The organism is Anaerolineales bacterium (assembly GCA_019637755.1).
Taxonomy (GTDB): Bacteria; Chloroflexota; Anaerolineae; order Anaerolineales; family UBA11579; genus JAMCZK01.
In genome coordinates this window covers 437107-458460 of record JAHBVC010000002.1, presented here as the reverse complement: position 1 = coordinate 458460, position 21354 = coordinate 437107, and the positions used below count along the sequence as shown (strand labels likewise).

The following is a 21354-nucleotide window of genomic DNA, read 5'->3' as shown; positions in this document are numbered from 1 at the left end:
ATCATTATCTCCCTATGAGCACACTTCTAGTACGCAATGCTACTCTGATGGCCACCATGGATGATCAGCGCCGTGAGATCCAAGACGGCGGCCTCTTCATCCGTGATGGCTTCATTGAACAAGTCGGGCCGAGCGCCGAGCTGCCGCAAAGCGCAGACGAAGTGCTGGATCTGCGCGGCCATGTACTGCTACCTGGCCTGGTGAACACGCACCATCACTTCGTGCAGATCCTCACCCGCGCCGTGCCCGCCGCCCAGAACGTCAATCTGTTCAACTGGCTCACCACGCTGTATCCCATCTGGGCACGCCTCACGCCCGATGATGTCAAGGTCGCCACGCGCACCGCGCTGGCTGAGCTGGCCCTCTCTGGCTGCACCACCGCCTCAGACCATCTCTACATCTACCCCAACGGGGCGCGCCTGGATGACCAGATCGAGGCCGCCTTGCAAATGGGCCTGCGCCTGCAGGCCTCACGCGGCTCGATGACCCTCGGCGAGAGCCAGGGCGGCCTGCCGCCCGACAGCGTCGTCGAAACTGACGCGCAAGTATTGGCCGAGAGCCGCCGCCTGGTCGAGACCTACCACGACGCCAAGCCCGGCGCGCTAATTCAAGTGGTGTTGGCGCCGTGCTCGCCGTTCAACGTGTCGCCTGACCTGATGCGCGAGACGGCCAAGCTGGCGCGCCACTATGGCGTACACATGCATACCCACCTGGCCGAGACGCAAGATGAGGAGCAATACACACAGCAGCACTACGGCATGCGCCCGGTAGCCTGGATGGAAACGATGGATTGGCTCGGGCCGGATGTTTGGTACGCCCACTCCGTGCACGTCAACGATGCCGAGATTGCCCAGTACGCCCAGCACAACTGTGGCGTAGCGCACTGCCCATCCTCCAATATGCGCTTGGCCTCCGGCATCCCGCCGGTGCTCAAGATGCTCAACGCTGGTGTGCGCGTCGGCCTCGGTGTAGACGGCTCGGCCAGCAATGACAGCTCGCACCTGCTGGCCGAGGTGCGCCAGGCTATGCTGCTGGCGCGGCTTGACGCCGGCCAGCGCGGCGCCTCGCTCTCCGGCGAGGATGCCCCGCCGCTGATGACCGCCCGCACCGCGCTGGAGTTGGCCACACGCGGCGGCGCCGCCGTGCTCGGCCGCAGCGACATCGGCTCGCTGGAAGTTGGCAAGTGCGCCGACTTCTTCGCCGTGAACCTGCACCAGCTCGGCTTTGCCGGCGCCCTGCATGACCCGCTGGCTGCCCTCGTCTTCTGTGCTCCTGTGCAGGCTGATTACACCGTGGTGGGCGGCCGCTTCATCGTGAAGGAAGGCCAACTGCAAACCGCCGATCTGCCTGTCCTGGTCGAGCAGCACAACCACGCCGCCACGCGTCTGGTGAATGGATAACATGACCAAAAAAATCGCCGTCGTCGCCGTAGGCGGCAACGCCCTGATCCAGCAAAAGGGTAAAGAAGGCATCGCTGACCAATACGCCGCCGCCAGCCAAACCATGGGCTATGTGGCTGAGATGATCCAGGCGGGCTGGGATGTTGTCGTCACCCACGGCAACGGCCCGCAGGTTGGCTTTGCTCTGCGCCGCTCAGAGCTGGCCGCCAACGAGCTGCCGCCCGTGCCGCTGGATTACTGCGGCGCCGAGACGCAAGGTTGGATCGGCTACATGTTCCAGAAGGCGCTTAATAACGTGTTCGCCCAACGCGGTATCGCCAAGTACGCCGCGACAGTGGTCACGCAGTGCTTAGTAGACGCGGCCGACCCTGCATTCAAGAATCCCACCAAGCCCATCGGCTCCTTTGTGGACGCGGCTGCCGCCGAGCAGCTACGCGCTCAGGGCAAACACGTGACCGAGGACTCCGGCCGTGGCTGGCGCGAGGTCGTCGCCTCGCCGCAGCCCAAAGAGATTATTGAGGCGCCCGCCATCCAGCAGCTCATCGAAAGCGGCTTCATGGTGGTGGCCTGCGGCGGCGGTGGCATCCCCGTCATCAAAGAGGGTGGCGAGCTCAAAGGCGTGGCGGCTGTCATTGACAAGGATTTCGCTTCCAGCCTGCTGGCTGGCGAGATCGGCGCCGAGCTACTGCTCATCTCCACCGGCGTGGAGCAGGTCATGCTGCACTACAACACGCCCCAGCAGCGCGCCCTCAAACGCATGACCGTGGCCGAAGCCAAACAATATATAGAAGAGGGCCACTTTGCCCCCGGCAGCATGCTGCCCAAGATCCAGGCCGCCGTACGCTTTGTCGAAGCGGGCGGCACGCAGGCCCTCATCACCGACCCCGCCAATATCGCCCGCGCCCTGCGCGGCGAAACGGGCACTTGGATCAGCGCCTAGCATGCGTACTAGCCGATTAGCCAGTTTCAGCGCATAATCCTCTTGGATGAAGACTCCCACCTATTCCATCGTTGTACCCCTGTTCAACGAGTCCGAAAGCCTGCCGGAATTCATTGCCCGCACCACCGCCGTGATGGATGGCCTGGGCCAGCCGTGGGAGCTCATCATGGTGGATGACGGTTCGCGTGATACCACCGCCCAAATCCTGCTGGAGCACGCCGCCAAGGCCGAGCACATCCGCCCGATCCTGTTCGCCCGCAACTTCGGCCACCAGATCGCCGTCACCGCCGGGATGGACTACGCCCGCGGCACCGCCGTCATTTTGATTGATGCCGATTTGCAGGACCCGCCCGAGGTGATTCCGCAGCTCATCGAAAAATGGCAAGAGGGCTACGAGGTGGTCTACGCCGTACGCCGCCAGCGTGATGGTGAGAGCTTCTTCAAGAAGTTCACCGCCTCGGCCTTCTATCGCCTCATCAACCGCATCACCGATATCGAGATTCCGCTTGACACGGGTGACTTCCGCCTCATGGACCGCAAAGTGGTGGATGTGCTCAACCGCATGCGCGAGCACCATCGCTTCCTGCGCGGCATGTCCGCCTGGGTCGGCTTCCGCCAAGTCGGTGTGCCCTATGACCGTGCCGCTCGCTTCGCCGGCGAGACCAACTACACGCTCGGCCGCATGGTCAAGCTGGCCCTCACCGCCATCACCGGCTTCTCGTTCTTCCCGCTACAGGTCTCCACCTATGTTGGCTTTGTCTCCGCTGCCTTGGCGTTGCTCTCCATCCCGCTGGTGATTGTGTTGCGCGTGATCGGCAGCCAGGCCTTCACCGGCCAGGCTACTGTGCTGATCGCTGTGCTGTTCTTTGGCGGCGTGCAGCTCATCTCGCTCGGCATCGTCGGCGAATACATCGGCCGCCTCTACGACGAAGTGCGCGGCCGCCCGCTCTACATTCTGCGCAACAACCCAGACGAGCCGGTCAAAAAAGCTAAGTAAGCTTATAGCTGTTAGCGATTAGCTATTAGCTGTCAGCCATAAGCCATAAGCCATAAGCCATAAGCCAACCCGTCATTGCGAGGAGTATTGCCGTTTGCGGCAAACGGACGAAGCAATCTGCCCCTGGATTAACCAGCATGCACGTGCATCTCGAGCGCAGCGAGGGAAATCGTGCTGCCATATCCTAAACTCAGCCAATACTGCAAACTGTGCATCCCGAGCGTAGCGAGGGATCCTTGCTGCCTCGCCTGAATTCTTGTCATTCCGAACGAGCGGCGTAGCCGTGAGGAGCCGCAGTGCATTCCTACGGAAGAATCCGTCAAGGAGCGGCACAACCTCTCACACATCTGAAATAGTACGCATTTTGGAAGAGGCGCCAGCAAGGATTCCTCCCTGATGTGGGTTCGGCGGTCCGATGGAGTGCTGCCTACCCGCTCGGAATGACACCGCCCGCCCTGTCATTGCGAGGAGCATTGCCGCTCGCGGCAAGCGAACGAAGCAATCTGTCCCACCCTTCATCCCAAAACGCAGCGAGGAACCCTCGCCGCCATCCCAAGCTCAGCTCCGCGCCCACAACAGGCGGCTACAATAGCCAGCATCCTCGCCTATGTCGCAGCGCCTACTGCCCACTGACCTTGTGCTCGTTTGCATCATCCCCAGCCCGCGCGATCTGGAAATCGCCCGCACGCTGGGCTGGTACCGCATCCCCCTGGTCAGCGGCCCGCACATCATCGCCGCCGATTCGTTGGCCTTCTATCAGCCCGCCAGCTTCGGTAACCGCAAGTGGTGTATTGAGTACACTGCGCCGCTGCGTGGCCACGAGCTGGTGCTGCGCAAGGATCTGTTCAAAGACGAGCCCGAGCACCCGCGGGCCATGAACGAGTACTTCAAGATGCAACTGGGCAGCCTGCAAGCGCTGCCACGGCCCTTGCCCGCGGGCGAGTGGAAGCGCATTACCTTCTTCTACACCACTGGCGAGCTGCTGCTGGGCGCCACCAGCATTGCGGACCTGCAGGTGCCGGGCGAACAGCGCGGCGAGCTGTATCGCTCGATTCGCGAGAAGGCCATTCAGGAGCAGGGCTACGACACCCGCACCACGCCTGAGCTTCCGGTGGATCTGGATTTGCTGGCGCTCTTTACGCTGCGCGAAAGCGGCACGATGTTCTTCGGGGAGGGCGATAGCTGATGCTAGTGCTGCTGCCGGTCGTGTTGCTCAGTCTTACTTTGTTCAGCCTGGTGGCTGTGCAGCGTTGGCGGCCTGCCTTCAAGTCCTACTGGTTCGTAGCCACCGGCGGCGTACTGCTGGCCAGCCTGGTTACCCTGGGCCTGCGCGCCGGCTTGCCGCACCAGATCACGCTACCCGGCTGGCAATTGGGGCCAGAGCTGCAGTTTCCTTTCCTGTTGGCGCTGGATGCATTCTCCTGGCCGCTGGCAGTATCCGTATTGATCCTGCTGCTGGCCCATTTGCTGGCGCGCGTGCGGCGCGCCTCCGGCGTCAGTTGGCCGATCTGGGTGCCCGCCTTGGCGCTGGCCGCCGCAGCCTTACTGGTCGCATTGGCCGGCGATCTGCTGGCCGCCGCGCTCACTTTATTCCTGTTGGATGTTTTGCAGTACGGCTTGCACAGCGCCTTAGCGCTGGAGCAGGGCCGTGCCAGCTTGCTTGAACGCCTGGCCTTCAACACCAGCAGTGTGATCTTGGTGCTGGCCGCCTGGGCCATTCCCGCTTCGTATGCCAGCTTGGCCAGCCTGGTGCTCGGCGTAGCCGCCACGATTCGCCTGGCCGTGGCAATTCGTCCGTTGCCCGCCACGCGCCAGGAGATGCCCGCCTTTCACGCCATGTTGCGCGCCGCCCCGCTTATCGGCGCGGTAGTGTTGTTGCGTTTCATGCCCGCCGTCAGCGGCCTGGCGCTGCAGTTGGCGCTGGCCCTGGTTTGGGGGTTGGGCATCTACAGCGCCGCGCAGAACCTGGCGCCGGCCGCGCCGCGGCACTGGCAGCAAGCCAGCCTGGCTGCCCTGGTGCTGATCGCGGGCCTGGCCGGGGCGCAAGCCGCCGTGCTCGCCTTTGGCCTTCTATGGCTTTTCTCCGATAGTGTTGCCCAACTGACCGCGCAGTTTGGCGAGTGGCATCGCCCGCTCACCGTCGTGGCCGCCCTGCTGTTGGCAGGGCTGCTTTTCACCAGTGTGCAGGGTGTTAGCACGCTGTACCCGGCGGCGGCCAGCCCGCTGATCTTCCTGGCCTTGCCACTGCACGCCCTGCTCTTGCTCGGTTTGCTGCAGCGCGCCGCTGAGCCGGCCGCCGCGCCGGACCCTGACGAGCCCTGGACCCTGGCCGTCGAAGCCATCGCGGCCAGCCTGCCGGCCGTGATGCTGTTGTTGCTGGGCCTGCTGATGCCGGCGCCCAGTGGCCGGGCCTGGTGGCCCGGCCTGGTGGTGCTGCTGCTCTTAGCCGCTGCCTACGCTGGCCGCCAGGCGCTGCAACGCAGCGGCCGGCGCCTGCTGCCCCCGCATCTGCGCCTGCCGCAGATGCAGTGGCCCGCGCCCCAGCGTGCCGCCGCCTTGTTCTCCGCCGCGCTCGCTGGCAGCCTGCGCTTGCTCAATAGCTTGCTGGAAGGTGAGGCCGGCTTGCTGTGGGCGTTGCTCTTCATTGCTTTGTTGATCTCCGTATTCTCGCAAACAGGGCTGGGCTAGTGTGAACGATTTCTTTGGCACCCTGGTGGTTTTGCTGCTGCTGTTGACTGCACTCTACATTCTGGTCAATCAGGATTGGCGTTGGGCGATTGCGGCCCTGGGCTTGCAGTACATCTGGGCCTTTCTATTGGTCATCGCCACTTGGCCCGCCGAGTTGGCAGTGGTCAAGCTGGTCACTGGCTGGATCGCTGCTTCGGTGCTGGGGCTGACGCGCCTCAACCTGCCGGAGGATCCCGCTCTGCCGGATAGCGGCGTGCCCTCGGGGCGCGTCTTCCGCTTGCTGGCGGCTGGCCTGGTGGTGCTGATGACCCTGGGGGCGGCCCCGCGCCTGGCCGATTGGTCACGCGCCTTTGGCATCTACCCCTCCTGGGGTGGCTTGCTGCTGATCGGGATTGGCCTGATGCAAATCGCCCTGCGCCCCGGGATGTTTCGCAGCGCACTGGGCTTGCTGACTCTGTTCTCCGGGTTCGAGATCCTGTATGCTGCCGTCGAGGCCTCGACCTTGGTGACGGGCTTGCTCACTGCGCTCAATCTTGGCATTGCCTTGGTCAGTGCCTATTTGCTCTCGGCCCCTAGCCTGGAGGTGCAGGAATGAGCGCGGCGCTGCTGTGGGTGCTACTGCCCGTGCTGGTTGGGGTGGCCTTGCTTTTCTATCGCCGCTCGGATGACACGCCGCTCTATCTGGCGCTGGGCCTGAGCTTCATCCTCACCTGGATCGCCTGGCAGTTTCCGATTGATGTGGTCTTGCAGCTTGGCTCGGTCTCGATCGAGATCTCGCCCACGCTGGTGTTTCTCGGCCGCAACTTCACCATCGCCGAAAATCAACGCTTGCTGCTCACTTTCATCTACCTGGCCGAGACCTTTTGGCTATTGGGCAGCTTCATCACCCGTCCCGGGCGCTGGTTCCCGGCACTCTCACTGATTGCGGTGGGCTTGTTCATGGCGGCATTGTCGGTGCAGCCATTTTTGTACGCGGCCTTGTTTTTGGCGGCGGCCGTGTTGCTGTGGGTGCCCTTGTTGGTGCCACCCGGCAGCCAGCCCGGGCGTGGCATCCGCCGGGCGCTGATTTTCCTGCTGTTCTCGTTGCCCTTCATCCTGTTCACCGGCTGGCTGCTCACCGGCGCCGAGGGCAGCCCGGGCAGCGTCACCTTGGTGTTGCGCGCCGGCCTGATGCTGGCGTTGGGCTTCAGCTTTCTGCTGGCCTTGTTCCCGTTCCATTCGTGGATGCCTATGTTGGCCGAGGAAGCCCATCCCTATGTGCTGGGCTTCCTCACCTTCTTCCTGCACTCGGTATCTTTGCTGTTCCTGCTGAGCTTTGTGGAGCGCTACGTGTGGCTGCGCGATAACCCGGCCGTGTTCGAGCTCTTGCTCACCGTGGGCAGCCTGGGCGTCTTTCTGGGGGGGCTGTGGGCCGCCCAGCAGCGCCATCTTGGCCGCCTGATGGCGTACACCGGCATGCTGGCCACCGGCGGCCTGCTGCAAGCGATTGGCCTCGGCGGGGCGGCGGGCTTGCCGGCTTTCTTTGCCCTGCTGCTGCCGCAGGCCTGGGTGCTGTGGGCGCTGGCCGCCTGCCTGGGTGTGCTCTACCGCCAGGCGCCTAGCTTGCAGTTGGCTGAGCTGGGGCCGGCCTTGCGCCGTCACCCCCTCTTGGCCTTTACCAGCGTCACTGCCTTGCTGGCGCTCGCCGGGCTGCCGCTGCTGGGGCCCTTCCCGGCCCATCTGGCAATTTGGCAAGGCGTGGGCCGCCATTCGGTGGGCTTGCTGGTGCTGACCTTGCTGGGCAGCCTCGGCTTGCTGGCAGGCGGCCTGCGCCTGCTCCACGCCTGGCTCAGCGCCGCGCCTGCCGCCCTGGCGCCCGCCGCCCCGGCTGGCCCGCGGCGCCTGCGCGGCGATCTGGCCAACCCGTATGTATGGGGCTTCTTCCTGATCTGGATGGTGACCTTGCTGGGCTACGGCTTGCTGCCCAGCTTTCTGGCGCCGGTGGGGCGGCTGGTGCTGATGTTCCCGCAACTGTTTCAGTAACCTGTTTTTTGCCGAAAACGGTAGGTTACATTCGCTATAATCCTCGCATATGGAAAAAGAACAGCTTGAAAAGAAGGTGGCCTGGCTGGATGAAGAGCGCCGCAAGGCGATTGCCGAAAACACGGAGCTCAAGAAGCGCCTGGATGCGGTAGAACGCAGCCTGGTACGCTCCCAAAAGACCACCACCTCACGCGCCGAAAGCAAGGCACGCGTAAAATCCCTGGCGGATCAGGTGGCTGAGTTGGAGGCCGAGCTCAAGGCCCAGCAAGCGGCCCACAAAGCAACCAAAGATGAGCTGCAGGCCCTCAGCACGCAGCGCAAATCGCAAGAAAAGGCCCTGGCCACTGAGCAAAAGGGCATCGCCAAGGTGCTCGAAGATTTCCGCAAGGAGATGACCGAGCTGCAGGCGCTGCGCAAGCAACAAAACGAACACAGCCAGACCCTGCTGAAGCTGAGCGGCGGGGTGGAGCGGCTGGAAGGCGCGGTGACCGCGGTGGAGCGTGGCGAGGAACAGCGCGCCAAGATCGCCCAAACCATCGAGAAGAACAGCCAGCAAGACATCAAACGCCTGACTGAAATGCACGCTGAAGTGGCCGCGCTGATCAGCCGCCTGGATACTGCCGCCAAGCGCACCGAATTGATCCTGGATGGCCAGCGCAAGGTGGATAAGCGCGTGGATGAGATGTTTGCCGCCGAAGAGCAGCGCAAACAGGCTCAGCTCGCCTTTCTGGAGCAGGCCAACGTGCAAGACGAAGAACGCAAGCGCACGATGAAGGAATGGGCCAAGCGCTTTGAACTGGTGGAGCAGCAATCCAATACCCTGGTGCGCCACCTCAAAGAGTTAGAGACTACCGATCTGGCGGTCAAGCGCGCCCAGCGCTCGTTCGATGAGCTGGTGGAGAAGATCAATCGCCGCGTGAATGAGCTCAGCGAGATCCAGCGCCTGGGCGAACAGCGCTTCCGCCAGGAATGGTCGACCTTCCAGGCCGATGCGCAAAAGCGCTGGGCCAGCTTTACGCTGACCAACGAAGAGCAGATGCGTGAGGAGGGCCGCCAGCGCGAAAAACTGGCTGACCAGATCACGATGCTGGAAGATACGCTGCGCGATGCGCAAGACACCCTGCAGCATCTGCGTGATCAATCTGAGCGCAGCATGCAAGCCGTGCTGGAGCTGGCGCGTGATTCGCTGGCCGAGCACGAACGCTTTCTGAGCAATCAGCGCTAAAAGAAAAACGATCGATTAATTGATCAATCAATTAATCGATCGCTTTTTTTAAGAAGCCAACGAGGTGCTTATCTACGTTTGGTTAGGCGGGTGACCAGACTGTCCAGCTCTTCATCGGAATAATAAAACACCGTAATATGCCCGCCCTTGCGGCTGTGCTGCACTTTCACCTTGGTGCCCAGCGCATCGCGCAGCTCATTCTGCAGATCGCGGATCTCGGCGCTTTGTGAAGCCTTGGCGGCCGCCTTGGGGCGCGTGCCGCGTAGTTTGCGCACCAACTCCTCCGTCTGGCGCACGTTCAGCCCCTGGCTGACGATCGTGCTCAGCGCGGCGCGCTGCGCCTGGGGTGTATCCAACGCCTTCAGGGCGCGGGCGTGGCCTTCGCTGATGCTTTCATCCAGCAGGGCTTGCTTCACCGCCGCGCTGAGCTCGAGCAGGCCCAGCGTGTTGGTGATCGCCACGCGGCTCTTGCCCACCCGGCGGGCGATCTCGTCATGCGAAAGGTTGAACTGGTGGTGCATGTGCTGGTAGGCTTCGGCGGTTTCCAGCGGGCTTAGGTCAGCGCGTTGCACATTCTCCACCAGGGCCAGCTCCACCAGGTCGCGGTCGCTGGCTTCACGGCTGACCACGGGCACCGTGGCCAGCCCGGCCAGCTTGGAGGCTTGCAGGCGGCGCTCGCCGGCGATCAGGGTGTAGCGCCCGCCGGCGTCTTCTTTGACGATCAAGGGCTGGATCACGCCATAGGTGCGGATCGATTCAGCCAGCTCGGCCAGTTGCTCCTTGGCGAAGTGCGTGCGCGGCTGGTGTGGGTTGGGGCGGATCGCCTCCACGGCCACCTGCTGCACATCGCTGGGCTTGATGGCGCTTTCGGAAGGGATCAGGGAGTCGAGCCCGCGGCCCAAACGAGATTTTTTCATTTACGCGTTCACGGCCACCGTCACGCCGTCTCCTTCCAATACTTCCTGCGCCAGTTGGCGGTGTGCCTCGGCCCCGGGGGAATTGGGGAAGTAGGCGATGATCGGCAGGCCGTGTGAGGGCGCTTCGGCCAGACGGATGTTGCGCGGGATGACCACGTTGAAGGTCTCTTTCTTGAAGTGGGCGCGCACCTGGCTGACGACTTCGTCGGAGAGGCGCGTGCGATTGTCGTACATCGTCAGCAGCACGCCGCGCACGCGCAATCCGGGGAACAGCGCTTTGCGCACACGCTCGATCGTGCTCAACAACATGCTCAGGCCTTCCAGCGCCAGGTATTCGCACTGCACCGGAATGATGATGCCGTCTTGCGCCGCCACCATGCCGTTGAGGGTCAGCAGGCCCAGCGAAGGCGGGCAATCGATCAGAATGTAATCGTATTTGTCTTTAAGTGGCTGCAGTGCTTCGCGCAGCTTGTTTTCACGGGCCAGTTCGTTCACCAGCTCCACTTCGGCGCCGGCCAGGGCGGGCGAGGCGGGCAGCAGCGAGAGTTTGAGCTCCGGGCTAACCAGGATGCTTTCGCTGGCCGGGTGCAGCCCCATGATCGCTTCGTAGGTGCCACTTTGCACACTGGCCTTGTCAATCCCCAGGCACGAGGTGGCGTTGGCCTGCGGGTCCAGGTCCACCAGGAGTACGCGTTGGCCCAAATGTGCCAGGTAGGCGCCCAGGTTGATCGTGGTGGTGGTCTTGCCGACGCCACCCTTTTGATTGACGAGGGTGTAGATGCGCGCCATCAGGCCGCCGCCTCAGCCAGCAGGCCGAACAGCTCGGCCTGGGTGGGGATGCCAGCCAGGCCAGCGCGGGTAACCGAGTGCGCTGCGACCTGCGCGGCCAGGTGGGCCGCCGCGGCTGCATCGCCGCTGCGCTGCCATTGCAGGAAGAAGGTTGCGGCGAAGACATCGCCAGCCCCGGTAGGGTCTACTTCGTCGACTTGTGGGGTGGTGATCGGCAGCACTTCGCCCTGGGTGTACAGCGTGGCGCCGTGCTTGCCGTCGGTGACGATCAGAATAGGGCACTGCGCGGCCATCGCTTCTACGCGGCGCTGATCGCCGCCTACATCTTCGAGGCCGATCACGCAGGCATCCAAACGGTTGAGGATGCTTTCGCCTTCAGGCCAGGCGCTGGGTTGCACGCGGCCGCTGGCGTCCCAATCGCGCAGCCAGCCCTGTGGCGTAGCGCCGATGCTGGCTTCAGGGAAATAGCGCAGCAGCGCCGGGGAAACCTCTTGGGCCACCGGCGCCAGGTGCAGCAGCGGCGTCTGGCGCCAGGCTTCGGGCACATGGTGAAAGGCCAGCGTGGGCGCCTGGTGGCGAATGTATTGCGTACGTGCGCCGTCGACATAGCGGTTTTCGAAACGCGTGCTGTGCTCGGCGCCGATGTTGAGGATTTGGATGCCGTCGAGCACAGTGGCGGGTAGCTCCTCACCCCAAGCGGTGAGGATGCCGGCGCGCAAGCCGAAGGCTTGCGCGGTGCGCGCCGCGTAGGCGGCCGAGCCGCCCAGGCGCGGCCCCTGCGGAGTCTCGTCAAGCGTGATGTGGCCGATGGCCAGATACTCCACCGGTTGCATGCGTTGGCTGAACAGCATGGCGAGATTATATCGTTTTGCCGCGTTCAGCCCCACATTGCGCGCGCGGCGCGCAGCTCAACTCAGCCGGCCGAGGAACTCTGTCACCGCCTGATTGAAGCGCTCGGGTTGCTCCAAGTTGGGCACATGGCCGGCCTGCGGCAGGAGGTGCAGTTGGCTGTGGGGAATTGCAGCGGCCATTGCCTCGGCTTCACTGAATGGGATCACCTGGTCTTGCTGTCCGTGAATGATCAGCGTGGGCAGGTTGATCTCCGGCAGCTCATCCGTTGCATCCGGGCGGTCACGCATGGCAGTCAGGCCCATCACCACCCCTTCGGTGGTCGCACCCTGCAAGATCGCTTTCAGCTCGCTGGCGGTTTCCGGCTGGGCGGCGTAATTTTCCGGCGCGAGGAGTTTGGGATACATCCCTTCGCCCGCCGGGGCCGGGCCTTCGGCTTGGGCGGTGGCGATGCTCTTGTCGCGATTGGCCTTGGCTTCCGCCGAATCGGCCCCGGCGCGGGTGGAGAGCAGCATCAGGCCGCGCAAGCGCTCCGGGAAGTGGCGCGCCGCGGCCAGGGCAATGTAGCCGCCCATCGAGAGGCCACCCAGCACCACCGGCTCGTGAATGCCCAGAGCCGTCACCGCGTCCAGGCAGGCGGCGGCCAGGCGTTCCACGCTGTGCGGGGGCGGGGCGGCCGGCGTGCGCCCGAAGCCCGGCAGGTCGGGCGCCAGGATGTGGCCGCTGGCGGCCAGCCCGCTGAGTTGCGGGCGCCACATGCGGCTGGTGAAGGGGAAGCCGTGGATCAGCAAGACCGGTATGCCGCTGCCATTGTGTTCGAGGTGCAGAGGGGGGATTTTTGTGTCGTTCATGTAAAAAGTGTAATCTATTTTTGCAAAATATCAAAAATATGCATAGGAATATAAGAATTTATAAAATATCTATTGACAAATTCAATATAAATGTTTAGTATCTATGCAAATAAGGAGCAAAAATGTTCAATTCTTCTCTTTCGAGTTTCACTTTTCTGTTTCAGCAGGCTCATGCGGCCGATCGTGCCGCCGCCTATCCCAGCCGCTTCCACACCCTGACGGGCTTGGCGCGTACGCTGATCGCCAATTTCTTCTAACCATGGCTACTGCCCCCGCTCAAGACCTTGGCCGTTGGCAGCGGCGCTTCTTCACCATCTGGGTGGGGCAGGCGCTTTCGCTGCTAGGCAGCCAATTGGTGCAGTTTGGCCTGGTGTGGTACCTCACCCGCCAGACCGGCTCAGCTACCGTGCTGGCCACCGCCACCCTGGTGGCGATGCTGCCCAATATCGCCCTGGCCCCACTGGTGGGCTCGCTGATCGACCGTGGCAACCGCCGGCGCATCATGATGGTGGCGGATAGCGGTGTGGCCCTGGTCACCGTGCTGCTGGCGCTGCTGTTCGCTCTGGGCGCGGTGCAGCTCTGGCATATCTATCTGGCGATGTTCCTGCGCGCCTTGGGGGGTGCTTTTCACGGCCCGGCGATGCAAGCGTCTACCTCGCTGATGGTGCCGCCGCAGCACCTGGCGCGCATTCAGGGCCTGAACCAGATGCTCAATGGGGGCATGAACATCCTCTCGGCGCCTTTGGGCGCACTGCTGTTGGAGCTGCTGCCCATGCAGGGCTTGCTGGGCCTGGATGTGCTTACCGCCTTGTTTGCGGTGGTGCCTTTATTCTTCTTTACCATTCCTCAGCCGGCCAAGGCGCCCTCAGCGGGCCTGGCGCCCAGCTTCTGGCAGGATGTGCGCGCCGGGCTGGACTATGTGCTCAGTTGGCCGGGCTTGCTGATCATCTGCCTGATGGCCACGGCGATCAACTTCTTGTTCAGCCCGGCCGGGGCGCTGACCCCGCTGTTGATCACCAAGCATTTCGGCGGCGGCGTGAAGGAGCTAGGCCTGTTCGAAGCCATGTTCAGCGCCGGAGTGATCCTGGGCGGCTTGCTGCTGGGTGCCTGGGGCGGCTTCCGCCGCCAAATCCTCACCGCCATGCTGGGCCTGCTGGGCATGGGCGTCTTCACTTTCTTGGTGGGGCGCACCCCGGCGCACGCATTCCCCTGGGCGGTGGCGGGTATGTTCTTCTCGGGCTTGATGAACCCGATCGTCAATGGTTCGCTGGGCGCCATCCTGCAAGGCGCGGTGGAGCCGGGCATGCAGGGGCGTGTGTTCTCGTTGATCAACAGCCTCTCTACCGCGGCCACACCGGTCAGCCTGCTGGCCGCCGGGCCGCTGGCGGATCGCTACGGCGTGCCCAGTTGGTACATGCTGGGCGGGGTGGTGTGCTTCTTGCTGGCGCTGGTAGGGATGGCTTTGCCGGCGGTGATGTCGGTAGATGATGGCCACCCAGGGAAGGGGGTGGTGGCGGGCTAGATAGATCAGGTTGGATAGGTGAGGTAAGAAGTGGCCCTCTGGGGCCATCCAATGAGCAGGAGTAAGTGAAGCTTTGCACTCTCTCCTCCTCGATGAGCAAGCGGGCGCGGCGAGGCGCCCGTTTGCGTTTTAAGCTAAGCCCGCGCAGCGTCATCGCTGCGTGGCGTGTTTTCGGGAAAGCCTAAAGGATTCCTCCGCGGAATGACAGCTGGGCGGAATGGTGTGCTGCGCTCGTGATGACGGGAGCGCCTAAAACTTTGTGCTCTTTGTGTCTTTGGTGTTGAGGTTTAAACTCGCTACGAAACCACGATCGGCTCGATGAGAATCGGCAGCGTGGCCGGGTCTGGCAGCAAGCGGCCCTGCATCGACCATGGCCCGGTCCAGGTGATTTGCACCGGGCGCACCTGCCCGTGCAGGCGCGTCTCACTTTGCACGAAGACCAGCTTGTTGGTTTCCGTGCGCCCCTTCCAGCGCCCGCGCACGTCTTCTTCAAACAGCACCGGCACCGTCGTGCCCAGATAGCGGGCGTTGATCTCGGTCAAAATCGCTTCCTGCTGGCGATCGAGCACCTTCAGGCGGCGCATCTTCTCATCTTCGGGCACGTCATCCAGCATGCGGCGGGCGGCCACGGTACCCTCGCGCGTGGAGTAGCGCGCCAGGTGGGCCACGTCGAGCTTGAGCTCGGCCAGCAATTGGCGCGTGCCCTCGAACTGCGCTTCGGTTTCGCCGGGGAAGCCGACGATGATGTCGGTGGCGATCGCCACCTGGGGAATGATGCGACGGATGCGCTCCACCAGGGCGCGGTATTCGGCCACGGTGTAGCCGCGCTTCATGTTGGCCAGCACTTCATCGTGCCCGGCTTGCACCGGCACCTCGATCTGCGGCATCACCTTGGGCAGCGCCGCCACCGTTTCCAGCAGCTCGTCGGTCATCCAGTTGGGGTGCGAGGTCAGGAAGCGAATGCGCTCAATGCCCTCCACCTCGCTGACGCGGCGCAGCAGCGCCGGCAGATTGGGGCCATCCGCTACGTCTTTGCCGTAGCGATCCACGATCTGGCCCAGCAGGGTGACTTCTTTGACGCCCTGGGCGGCCAGGGCGCGGATCTCGGCCACGATCTCGCCCAGCGGGCGGCTGCGCTCCACGCCACGGCGGTAGGGGATGATACAGAAGGTGCAGGCATGCGAGCAGCCGTAGACCACTGGCACGTGCGCCGTGACCAGTTGGCCGCGCTCCTCCAGCGGCAGGATCAGGGCCTCGTTGTCCATTTGCTCGAAGCGTTGCTGCGTGGCCTGCAACTCAATGAAGCGGCTGTCTTCCTGCGTGAGGTGCGCCACCAGCGGGCCAGGGTCAGAGGGCGGCGAGAACACATCCACATAGGGTAGGGCGGCGCGCAGCTTGTCTTGCCCTTTCACGCCCACCATGCAGCCCATCAGGTTGATGGTGACATCCGGCCGGGCTTCTTTGAGCGGCTTGAGCGAGGTCACGCGGCCCATCGCCTTGTCTTCGGCGCTCTGGCGCACCACGCAGGTGTTGAGCACGATTACTTGCGCGTCCTCGATCACCGGTGTAGCCACGTAGCCCAGGCGCTCCAGCGCCGAGGCGACGCGCTGTGAGTCGGCCACGTTCATTTGGCAGCCTTCGGTCCAGATGTGGTATTTCATGCGGAAGGATTATAGCTAACAAAAAAGCGCCCTCACAGGAGGGCGCTTTTTTCTTGCCGGCACGTCGCGGCCTAGTCTGCGTACAGATCCAGCGTCACGGTGTAATCGGCATAGTCCACCGGGGCGGAAGCCAGCGGGTAGGGGTTCACCTCTAGCAGGGTGACGGTGAACTCGCCCACCGTGGTGACGTTGGTGTCGCCGCTGGCCATATCGCCCAGGGTCAGGATCGCCGTGCGGGTGCTGTCGCCTTCCTGGATGGCGAAGCGTGCCTGTACAAAGCCAGAGCTGATGCAGATCGCATCCGCCGGGCAACGGCTGTCTTGCACGATCTCCACAAAGGTCAGCATGGAGCCAGACTGTACATCATCCAGGCTTTCGCCCACCTGCATCTCAGCCTGGCCGGCTTCGAATACGCGGTGGGGCGAAGCGGCGGGGCGGCAGGCGGCGGTGAGCACGAGCAGGGCGCTGAGCAGAATCAAATTGCGTTTCATTAGGTCTCCTTGGGTATCGCTATATTAACGCCACCACCTGGCGCAAAGTTCCGCGTGGGGTAGGCGAATACTTAGCTGGCGCTCAAATAAGCTGGATACAATCTCCCCCATGCGCATACGCAATCTGTTGCTTGGTGTACTCGGCCTGCTGCTGGTGGCCGTGCTGGCCTATCAAGTGCCCTGGGTGAGGCTGCGCGCCGATTGGGGCTACGAAAGCGCCCGCGCCTATCTGCGCGGCATCATCGATCCGGTGCAGGCGTTGCCCGCCCCGCAGGTGAACGTGGTACAGAGCCCCTTGCCCACCTTCAGCCCGCCGGCGCCCAGCGCCACGCCGCCGGCCAGCCCCACGCCGCTGCCCGGGCTGGTGCAGTTGCCCGCGCCGCGCTACGAACGCCAGACGCCCAACAACTGCGGCCCGGCCACCCTGGCAATGTACCTGGACTTTTACGGATGGCAGGGAACCCAGCAAGACATTGCCGATGAGATCAAGCCCGAGACCGGCGACCGCAATGTCAATGTAGACGAGCTGATCCACTTTGCTGGCAACTACGCCGGCTGGCTGCGCTCCACCTTCCGCGTGGGCGGCACGATCGAGTTGATCAAGCAGTTTCTGGCCGAGGGCATTCCGGTGATGATCGAGGAAGGCGAATACCTGGAAACCGACGCCTGGGCTGGCGATGACCGCTGGGCCGGGCACTATGTGCTCATCACTGCTTATGATGAGGCCGCGCAAACTTTCACCTATCAAGATACCTGGCGCGGCGCCGACCTGGTGCGTAGTTATGCCGAGACCGATGAATTCTGGAAGCAGTTCAACCGCGTCTACCTGCTGATCTATCGCCCCGATCAGGAAGCGCGCGTGCAGGAGCTGCTCGGCGAAGATTGGGATGTGGACACCAATCGCCGCAACGCGCTGGCCACCGCTGAGCGCGAAATCCAGGCCAATCCGCAAGACGCGTATGCCTGGTTCAATCTTGGGATGAACCAGGTGCACTTCCTGGAGTACGGCAACGCCGCCACCGCCTTTGACCGGGCGCGTGAGCTGGGCCTGCCGCAGCGCATGCTGCGCTACCAGTTTGGCCCCTTCTTCGCCTACTACAACACCGGCCGCATGGACGATATGCGCGAGCTGCTCACCTATGCTCTGCGCATTACCGATGTCTCCGAAGAGGCGATGATCTGGATGGGCTGGGTGCTGTATCGCGAGGGGGACCGCAATGGCGCCATCCAGCAGTTCCGCCTGGCGCAAAACGTCAACCCCAAATCGTCTTATGTGCAGCAAGCCCTGATTTCGATCGGGGTAGAGCCTTAAACCCACTCTTAGACCTTTGTAAGAAACGCCCCAAGGCCAGTCAGATTTCTTGACTGGCCTTTTCTGGCTTGTTAAAATGAGGGATAGAGTGATTTAGCACTCTAGCATCGAGAGTGCTAAAAACACACAGAAAACAATGACCCATCCCCTCAGTGAGCGCCAGAAGCTCATCCTTGGCCTGATCGTCAAGGATTACGTCGAAAGTACCCAGCCGGTCGGCTCCAAGCGCCTGCTGGATCAATACGCGCTGGATTTCAGCTCGGCCACCATCCGCAACGAGATGGCCGAGCTCACCGAAGCCGGCTACCTGCGCCAGCCGCATACCTCGGCGGGCCGCGTGCCCACCGAGGAGGGCTTCCGCTTCTTTGTAGGCGAGCTGATGGCGCGCCAGGAGCTGCCCGCTTCGCTGCGCCACACTATCAGCCACCAGTTCTACCAGGCGCGTCACGAGACGCAGCAGTGGATGAAGCTGGCCGCCTCGGTACTGGCTAACCAGTCGCGCGCCGCCTCGCTGATCACCGCCCCGCAGACCCAATCGGGGCGCTTCAAGCATTTGGAACTGATCCTCACCACTGGCCGCCAAGTGCTGATGGTGTTGGTGCTGGAGAACGGCCTGGTGCGTCAGCAGATGCTGGCGCTCAAGGACGCGGTGGACCAGGAGCGCCTGAGCAGCATGGCGGCCAAGCTCAACCAGCACCTGCGCAACGTGACGCTGGATACCATCCAGCCGCCCGCGACCGAGATGGGCGAGCTGGCTGGCGAGATCTACAAGCTGGTACAAGCTGAGCTACACAACACGCAGAGCCCGCTCACCGGCGAGGTACTGCAAGACGGCCTGACCAATGTGTTAGCCCAGCCGGAGTTCAGCGATGCGGATGCCGCCCAGCGTGCCCTGCGCGTGTTTGAAGAGCGCCCGATGCTGGCGGACTTACTGGCACAAACGTTGATGAACAGCGAGATCGGCGGCGTGCAAGTGCTCATCGGCGGCGAAGGCCGCTGGGAAGAGCTTAACGATTTCTCGCTGGTGCTGGCACGCTACGGCGCCACCAACGCCGCCAGCGGATACCTCGGCGTGCTTGGCCCTATCCGCATGGCCTATGGCCGCGCCGTCTCCACCGTAGATTATGTGGCCGGATTGCTGAGTGGCATGATGGCTGAAACCATGAGTACGCAGGACTGATAAGAGAACAATGGACGAAACAACACATACCCCCGAAGACACCCAGGCCACCGCGGGCGAAGTGGCTGACGTGGGTTTGCAGCAGGAGCTGCAAGCCGCGCACGCCAAAGCCGCCGAGAACCTCGAAGGCTGGCAGCGCGCCCAGGCTGAGTTTGCCAACTACAAGAAGCGCATGGCGCGTGACCAGGAAGCCCAGGAAGCCGAGATCCGCGGCCGCGTGATCAAGCGCTACCTGGAAATTGTGGACGACCTGGAGCTGGCCTTCAAGAGCCAGCCAGAGGCCGCCGCCGACTGGGGCCAGGGCATCGAGCTGATCTACCGCAAGCTGCTCGGCTTCCTCGAAGCGGAGGGCGTGCAGCGTGTAGACCCGCTGGGCCAGCCTTTTGACGCCAACCTGCACGAAGCCGTGGCGCAAGAGCCCAACCCCGACTACGCCAGTGGCACGGTGAGCGAAGTGCTGCGCACCGGCTACACCCTCGGCGAGCGCGTGCTGCGCCCCGCCGTGGTGAAGGTAGCCCAATAACAACTGCAATTATTTGAGGAGACAAGATATGGCAAAGATCATCGGTATTGACCTCGGCACCACCAACTCGGTGGGTGCCGTGATGGAAGGCGGCGAACCGGTCGTCATCCCCACCGCCGAAGGCGAACGCGTCGTTCCCTCGGTGGTGGCGATCAACAAGAATGGCGAGCGTCTCGTCGGGCGCCCGGCGCGCAATCAGGCCGTAGTGAACCCGGAGAACACCATCTACTCGATCAAGCGCTTCATGGGCCGCAAGTTTGATGATGCGGAAACCGCCAAGGCGCTGGAAGTAGTGCCTTACAAGATCCACCAGGCCAGCAACAGCGGCATTGAAGTGGAGATGGCTGACAAGCGCTACAGCCCGCCCGAGGTCTCGGCGATGATCCTGGCCAAGATCAAGGCCGATGCCGAAGCTTACCTCGGCGAGCCGGTGACCCAGGCCGTGATCACCGTGCCGGCCTACTTCAACGATGCCCAGCGCAACGCCACCAAGGATGCCGGCAAGATCGCTGGCTTGGAAGTGCTGCGCATCATCAACGAGCCCACTGCGTCCTCGCTGGCCTACGGCCTCGACAAGCAGAAGAATGAGATCATCGCCGTGTATGACCTCGGCGGTGGCACCTTCGATATCTCCATCCTCGATGTAGGCGATGGCGTCTTCCAGGTGCGTTCCACCAGTGGTGATACCTTCCTGGGTGGTGATGACTTTGACCAGCGCATCATCAACTGGCTGGCCGATGACTTCCAGCGCGACAACGGCATTGACCTGCGCCAGGACCGCCAGTCCCTGCAGCGCTTGAAAGAAGCCGCCGAGAAGGCCAAGATTGAATTGTCCTCCCTACAGCAGACGGAGATCAACCTGCCTTACATCACCGCCGATGCGGCTGGCCCCAAGCACTTGGTCACCAAGCTGACGCGTGCCAAGTTGGAGCAGCTCACTGAAGATCTGGTGGAGCGCACGCTGGCCCCGGTGCGCCAGGCGCTGAAAGATGCTGACCTCAAGCCCGCCGATATCAACGAAGTGGTGCTGGTGGGCGGCATGACGCGTATGCCGGCCGTGCAAGAAGCCGTCAAGAAACTGTTCGGCAAAGAGCCGCACAAGGGTGTTAATCCGGATGAAGTCGTGGCTGTGGGCGCCGCCATCCAGGCCGGCGTGCTGGGTGGTGATGTCAAAGACATCCTGCTCTTGGATGTAACTCCCCTGACCCTGTCGATCGAGACGCTGGGCGGCGTAGCCACCCCGCTGATCGAGCGCAACACCACCATCCCCACGCGCAAGAGCCAGGTGTTCTCCACCGCCGCCGACAACCAGAACCAGGTCGAGATCAACGTGCTGCAGGGCGAACGCCCGATGGCCGTTGACAACAAGAGCCTGGGCAAGTTCGTGCTTGACGGCATTCCGCCGGCGCCGCGTGGCGTGCCGCAGATCGAAGTGACCTTTGACATCGATGCCAACGGCATCATCAACGTCACCGCGGCTGACAAGGCCACCAGCCGCAGCCAGCACATCACCATCACTGCTTCGTCTGGCTTGTCTGACAGCGAGGTGGAGCGTATGCGCAAGGATGCTGAGGCTAACAAGGCGCAAGACGACCAGCGCAAAGAGCTGGTGGAAGCGCACAACACTGCCGATAGCGCCGTCTACACCGCCGAGAAGACTCTCAAAGACCTCGGTGACAAGGTGCCGGCGGCTAGCAAGCAGGAGATCGAAGACCTGGTGGCTAAGACGCGTGTCGCCCTGGGCGGTGAGGATGCCGCCGCCATGAAGGCGGCCACCGAAGCCCTGATGGAACGTCTGCAGAAGCTGGGCGCCGAAGCCTACCAAGGCGGCGCTGGCCCGGCCGCCGGCGGCCCCGAAGCTGGCCCCGGCAGCGGCCCGGCGGGCGGCGAAGACGTTGTCGACGGCGAGTTTAAAGAGGCCTAGGACCAGTGAACGGTGAGCAGGGCGGGGTGAGCAGGAGGATTCCTGCCATCTGTGACCTGCTCA

At 63.1% G+C, this 21354-nt stretch carries 19 protein-coding genes; 13 read left to right on the top strand and 6 right to left on the bottom strand.

Features of this window, described 5'->3' with window-relative positions; genetic code table 11:
* The first annotated feature begins 14 nt into the window (after nt 1–14).
* From KF821_10155 to KF821_10120, 8 genes are all read left to right on the top strand, one after another.
* Complete coding sequence (locus tag KF821_10155) at nt 15–1400, top strand: 8-oxoguanine deaminase (protein ID MBX3006171.1); 1386 nt, start codon at nt 15–17, stop codon at nt 1398–1400.
* Nucleotides 1393–2340 carry a carbamate kinase gene (gene arcC, locus KF821_10150; GenBank protein MBX3006170.1) on the top strand — a complete coding sequence of 316 codons (948 nt, stop codon included), beginning with the start codon at nt 1393–1395 and terminating at the stop codon, nt 2338–2340. The genes KF821_10155 and arcC overlap by 8 nt, the downstream gene beginning before the upstream one ends.
* A 46-nt stretch (nt 2341–2386) precedes the next feature.
* Nucleotides 2387–3337 (top strand): glycosyltransferase family 2 protein, encoded by a 951-nt coding sequence (locus tag KF821_10145; protein MBX3006169.1) that lies wholly within the window; start codon nt 2387–2389, stop codon nt 3335–3337.
* Nucleotides 3338–3944: 607 nt separating this feature from the next.
* Nucleotides 3945–4523, top strand: coding sequence for a hypothetical protein (locus KF821_10140; GenBank protein MBX3006168.1), 579 nt, complete (start codon nt 3945–3947; stop codon nt 4521–4523).
* A complete protein-coding gene (locus KF821_10135; GenBank protein ID MBX3006167.1) occupies nt 4523–6025 on the top strand; it encodes a hypothetical protein in 1503 nt (500 codons plus the stop codon). Before KF821_10140 ends, KF821_10135 begins: the two co-directional genes overlap by 1 nt.
* 1 nt (nt 6026) lies before the next feature.
* A complete protein-coding gene (locus tag KF821_10130) occupies nt 6027–6620 on the top strand; it encodes a hypothetical protein (protein ID MBX3006166.1) in 594 nt (197 codons plus the stop codon).
* The gene (locus KF821_10125) at nt 6617–8047 is read left to right on the top strand and encodes a hypothetical protein (protein MBX3006165.1); all 1431 of its coding nucleotides are present in this window, start codon (nt 6617–6619) and stop codon (nt 8045–8047) included. Before KF821_10130 ends, KF821_10125 begins: the two co-directional genes overlap by 4 nt.
* 49 nt (nt 8048–8096) lie before the next feature.
* Entirely contained in the window at nt 8097–9272 is a 1176-nt protein-coding gene (locus KF821_10120) for a hypothetical protein (GenBank protein ID MBX3006164.1), read from the top strand.
* Between the two features lie 68 nt (nt 9273–9340).
* Here the strand turns inward: KF821_10120 and KF821_10115 are convergent, their stop codons facing one another.
* The 4 genes from KF821_10115 to KF821_10100 are packed head-to-tail and all read right to left on the bottom strand — an operon-like array spanning nt 9341 to nt 12678.
* Entirely contained in the window at nt 9341–10189 is an 849-nt protein-coding gene (locus KF821_10115) for a ParB/RepB/Spo0J family partition protein (GenBank protein ID MBX3006163.1), read from the bottom strand.
* Nucleotides 10190–10978, bottom strand: a complete 789-nt coding sequence (locus KF821_10110) for a ParA family protein (protein MBX3006162.1) — start codon at nt 10976–10978, stop codon at nt 10190–10192. It lies immediately after the preceding gene.
* Nucleotides 10978–11829: a hypothetical protein gene (locus tag KF821_10105; protein ID MBX3006161.1), complete on the bottom strand. Its 852-nt coding sequence runs from the start codon at nt 11827–11829 to the stop codon at nt 10978–10980. The genes KF821_10110 and KF821_10105 overlap by 1 nt, the downstream gene beginning before the upstream one ends.
* Before the next feature lie 57 nt (nt 11830–11886).
* Nucleotides 11887–12678: an alpha/beta fold hydrolase gene (locus KF821_10100; GenBank protein MBX3006160.1), complete on the bottom strand. Its 792-nt coding sequence runs from the start codon at nt 12676–12678 to the stop codon at nt 11887–11889.
* A 259-nt stretch (nt 12679–12937) separates the two neighbouring features.
* Between KF821_10100 and KF821_10095 the strand changes: the two genes are divergently transcribed.
* Nucleotides 12938–14200: an MFS transporter gene (locus KF821_10095; GenBank protein MBX3006159.1), complete on the top strand. Its 1263-nt coding sequence runs from the start codon at nt 12938–12940 to the stop codon at nt 14198–14200.
* A gap of 296 nt (nt 14201–14496) precedes the next feature.
* On the opposite strand, the gene miaB is transcribed toward KF821_10095, so the two are convergent.
* The gene (gene miaB, locus KF821_10090) at nt 14497–15861 is read right to left on the bottom strand and encodes a tRNA (N6-isopentenyl adenosine(37)-C2)-methylthiotransferase MiaB (GenBank protein ID MBX3006158.1); all 1365 of its coding nucleotides are present in this window, start codon (nt 15859–15861) and stop codon (nt 14497–14499) included.
* A gap of 71 nt (nt 15862–15932) precedes the next feature.
* Complete coding sequence (locus KF821_10085; GenBank protein MBX3006157.1) at nt 15933–16352, bottom strand: hypothetical protein; 420 nt, start codon at nt 16350–16352, stop codon at nt 15933–15935.
* 109 nt (nt 16353–16461) lie between these two features.
* Between KF821_10085 and KF821_10080 the strand changes: the two genes are divergently transcribed.
* From KF821_10080 to dnaK, 4 genes are all read left to right on the top strand, one after another.
* Nucleotides 16462–17664: a C39 family peptidase gene (locus KF821_10080; GenBank protein ID MBX3006156.1), complete on the top strand. Its 1203-nt coding sequence runs from the start codon at nt 16462–16464 to the stop codon at nt 17662–17664.
* A gap of 136 nt (nt 17665–17800) precedes the next feature.
* Nucleotides 17801–18844, top strand: coding sequence for a heat-inducible transcription repressor HrcA (hrcA, locus tag KF821_10075; GenBank protein MBX3006155.1), 1044 nt, complete (start codon nt 17801–17803; stop codon nt 18842–18844).
* A 10-nt stretch (nt 18845–18854) separates the two neighbouring features.
* Nucleotides 18855–19367 (top strand): nucleotide exchange factor GrpE, encoded by a 513-nt coding sequence (locus KF821_10070; GenBank protein ID MBX3006154.1) that lies wholly within the window; start codon nt 18855–18857, stop codon nt 19365–19367.
* Nucleotides 19368–19395: 28 nt separating this feature from the next.
* Nucleotides 19396–21291 carry a molecular chaperone DnaK gene (gene dnaK, locus KF821_10065; protein MBX3006153.1) on the top strand — a complete coding sequence of 632 codons (1896 nt, stop codon included), beginning with the start codon at nt 19396–19398 and terminating at the stop codon, nt 21289–21291.
* Nucleotides 21292–21354 lie beyond the last annotated feature (63 nt).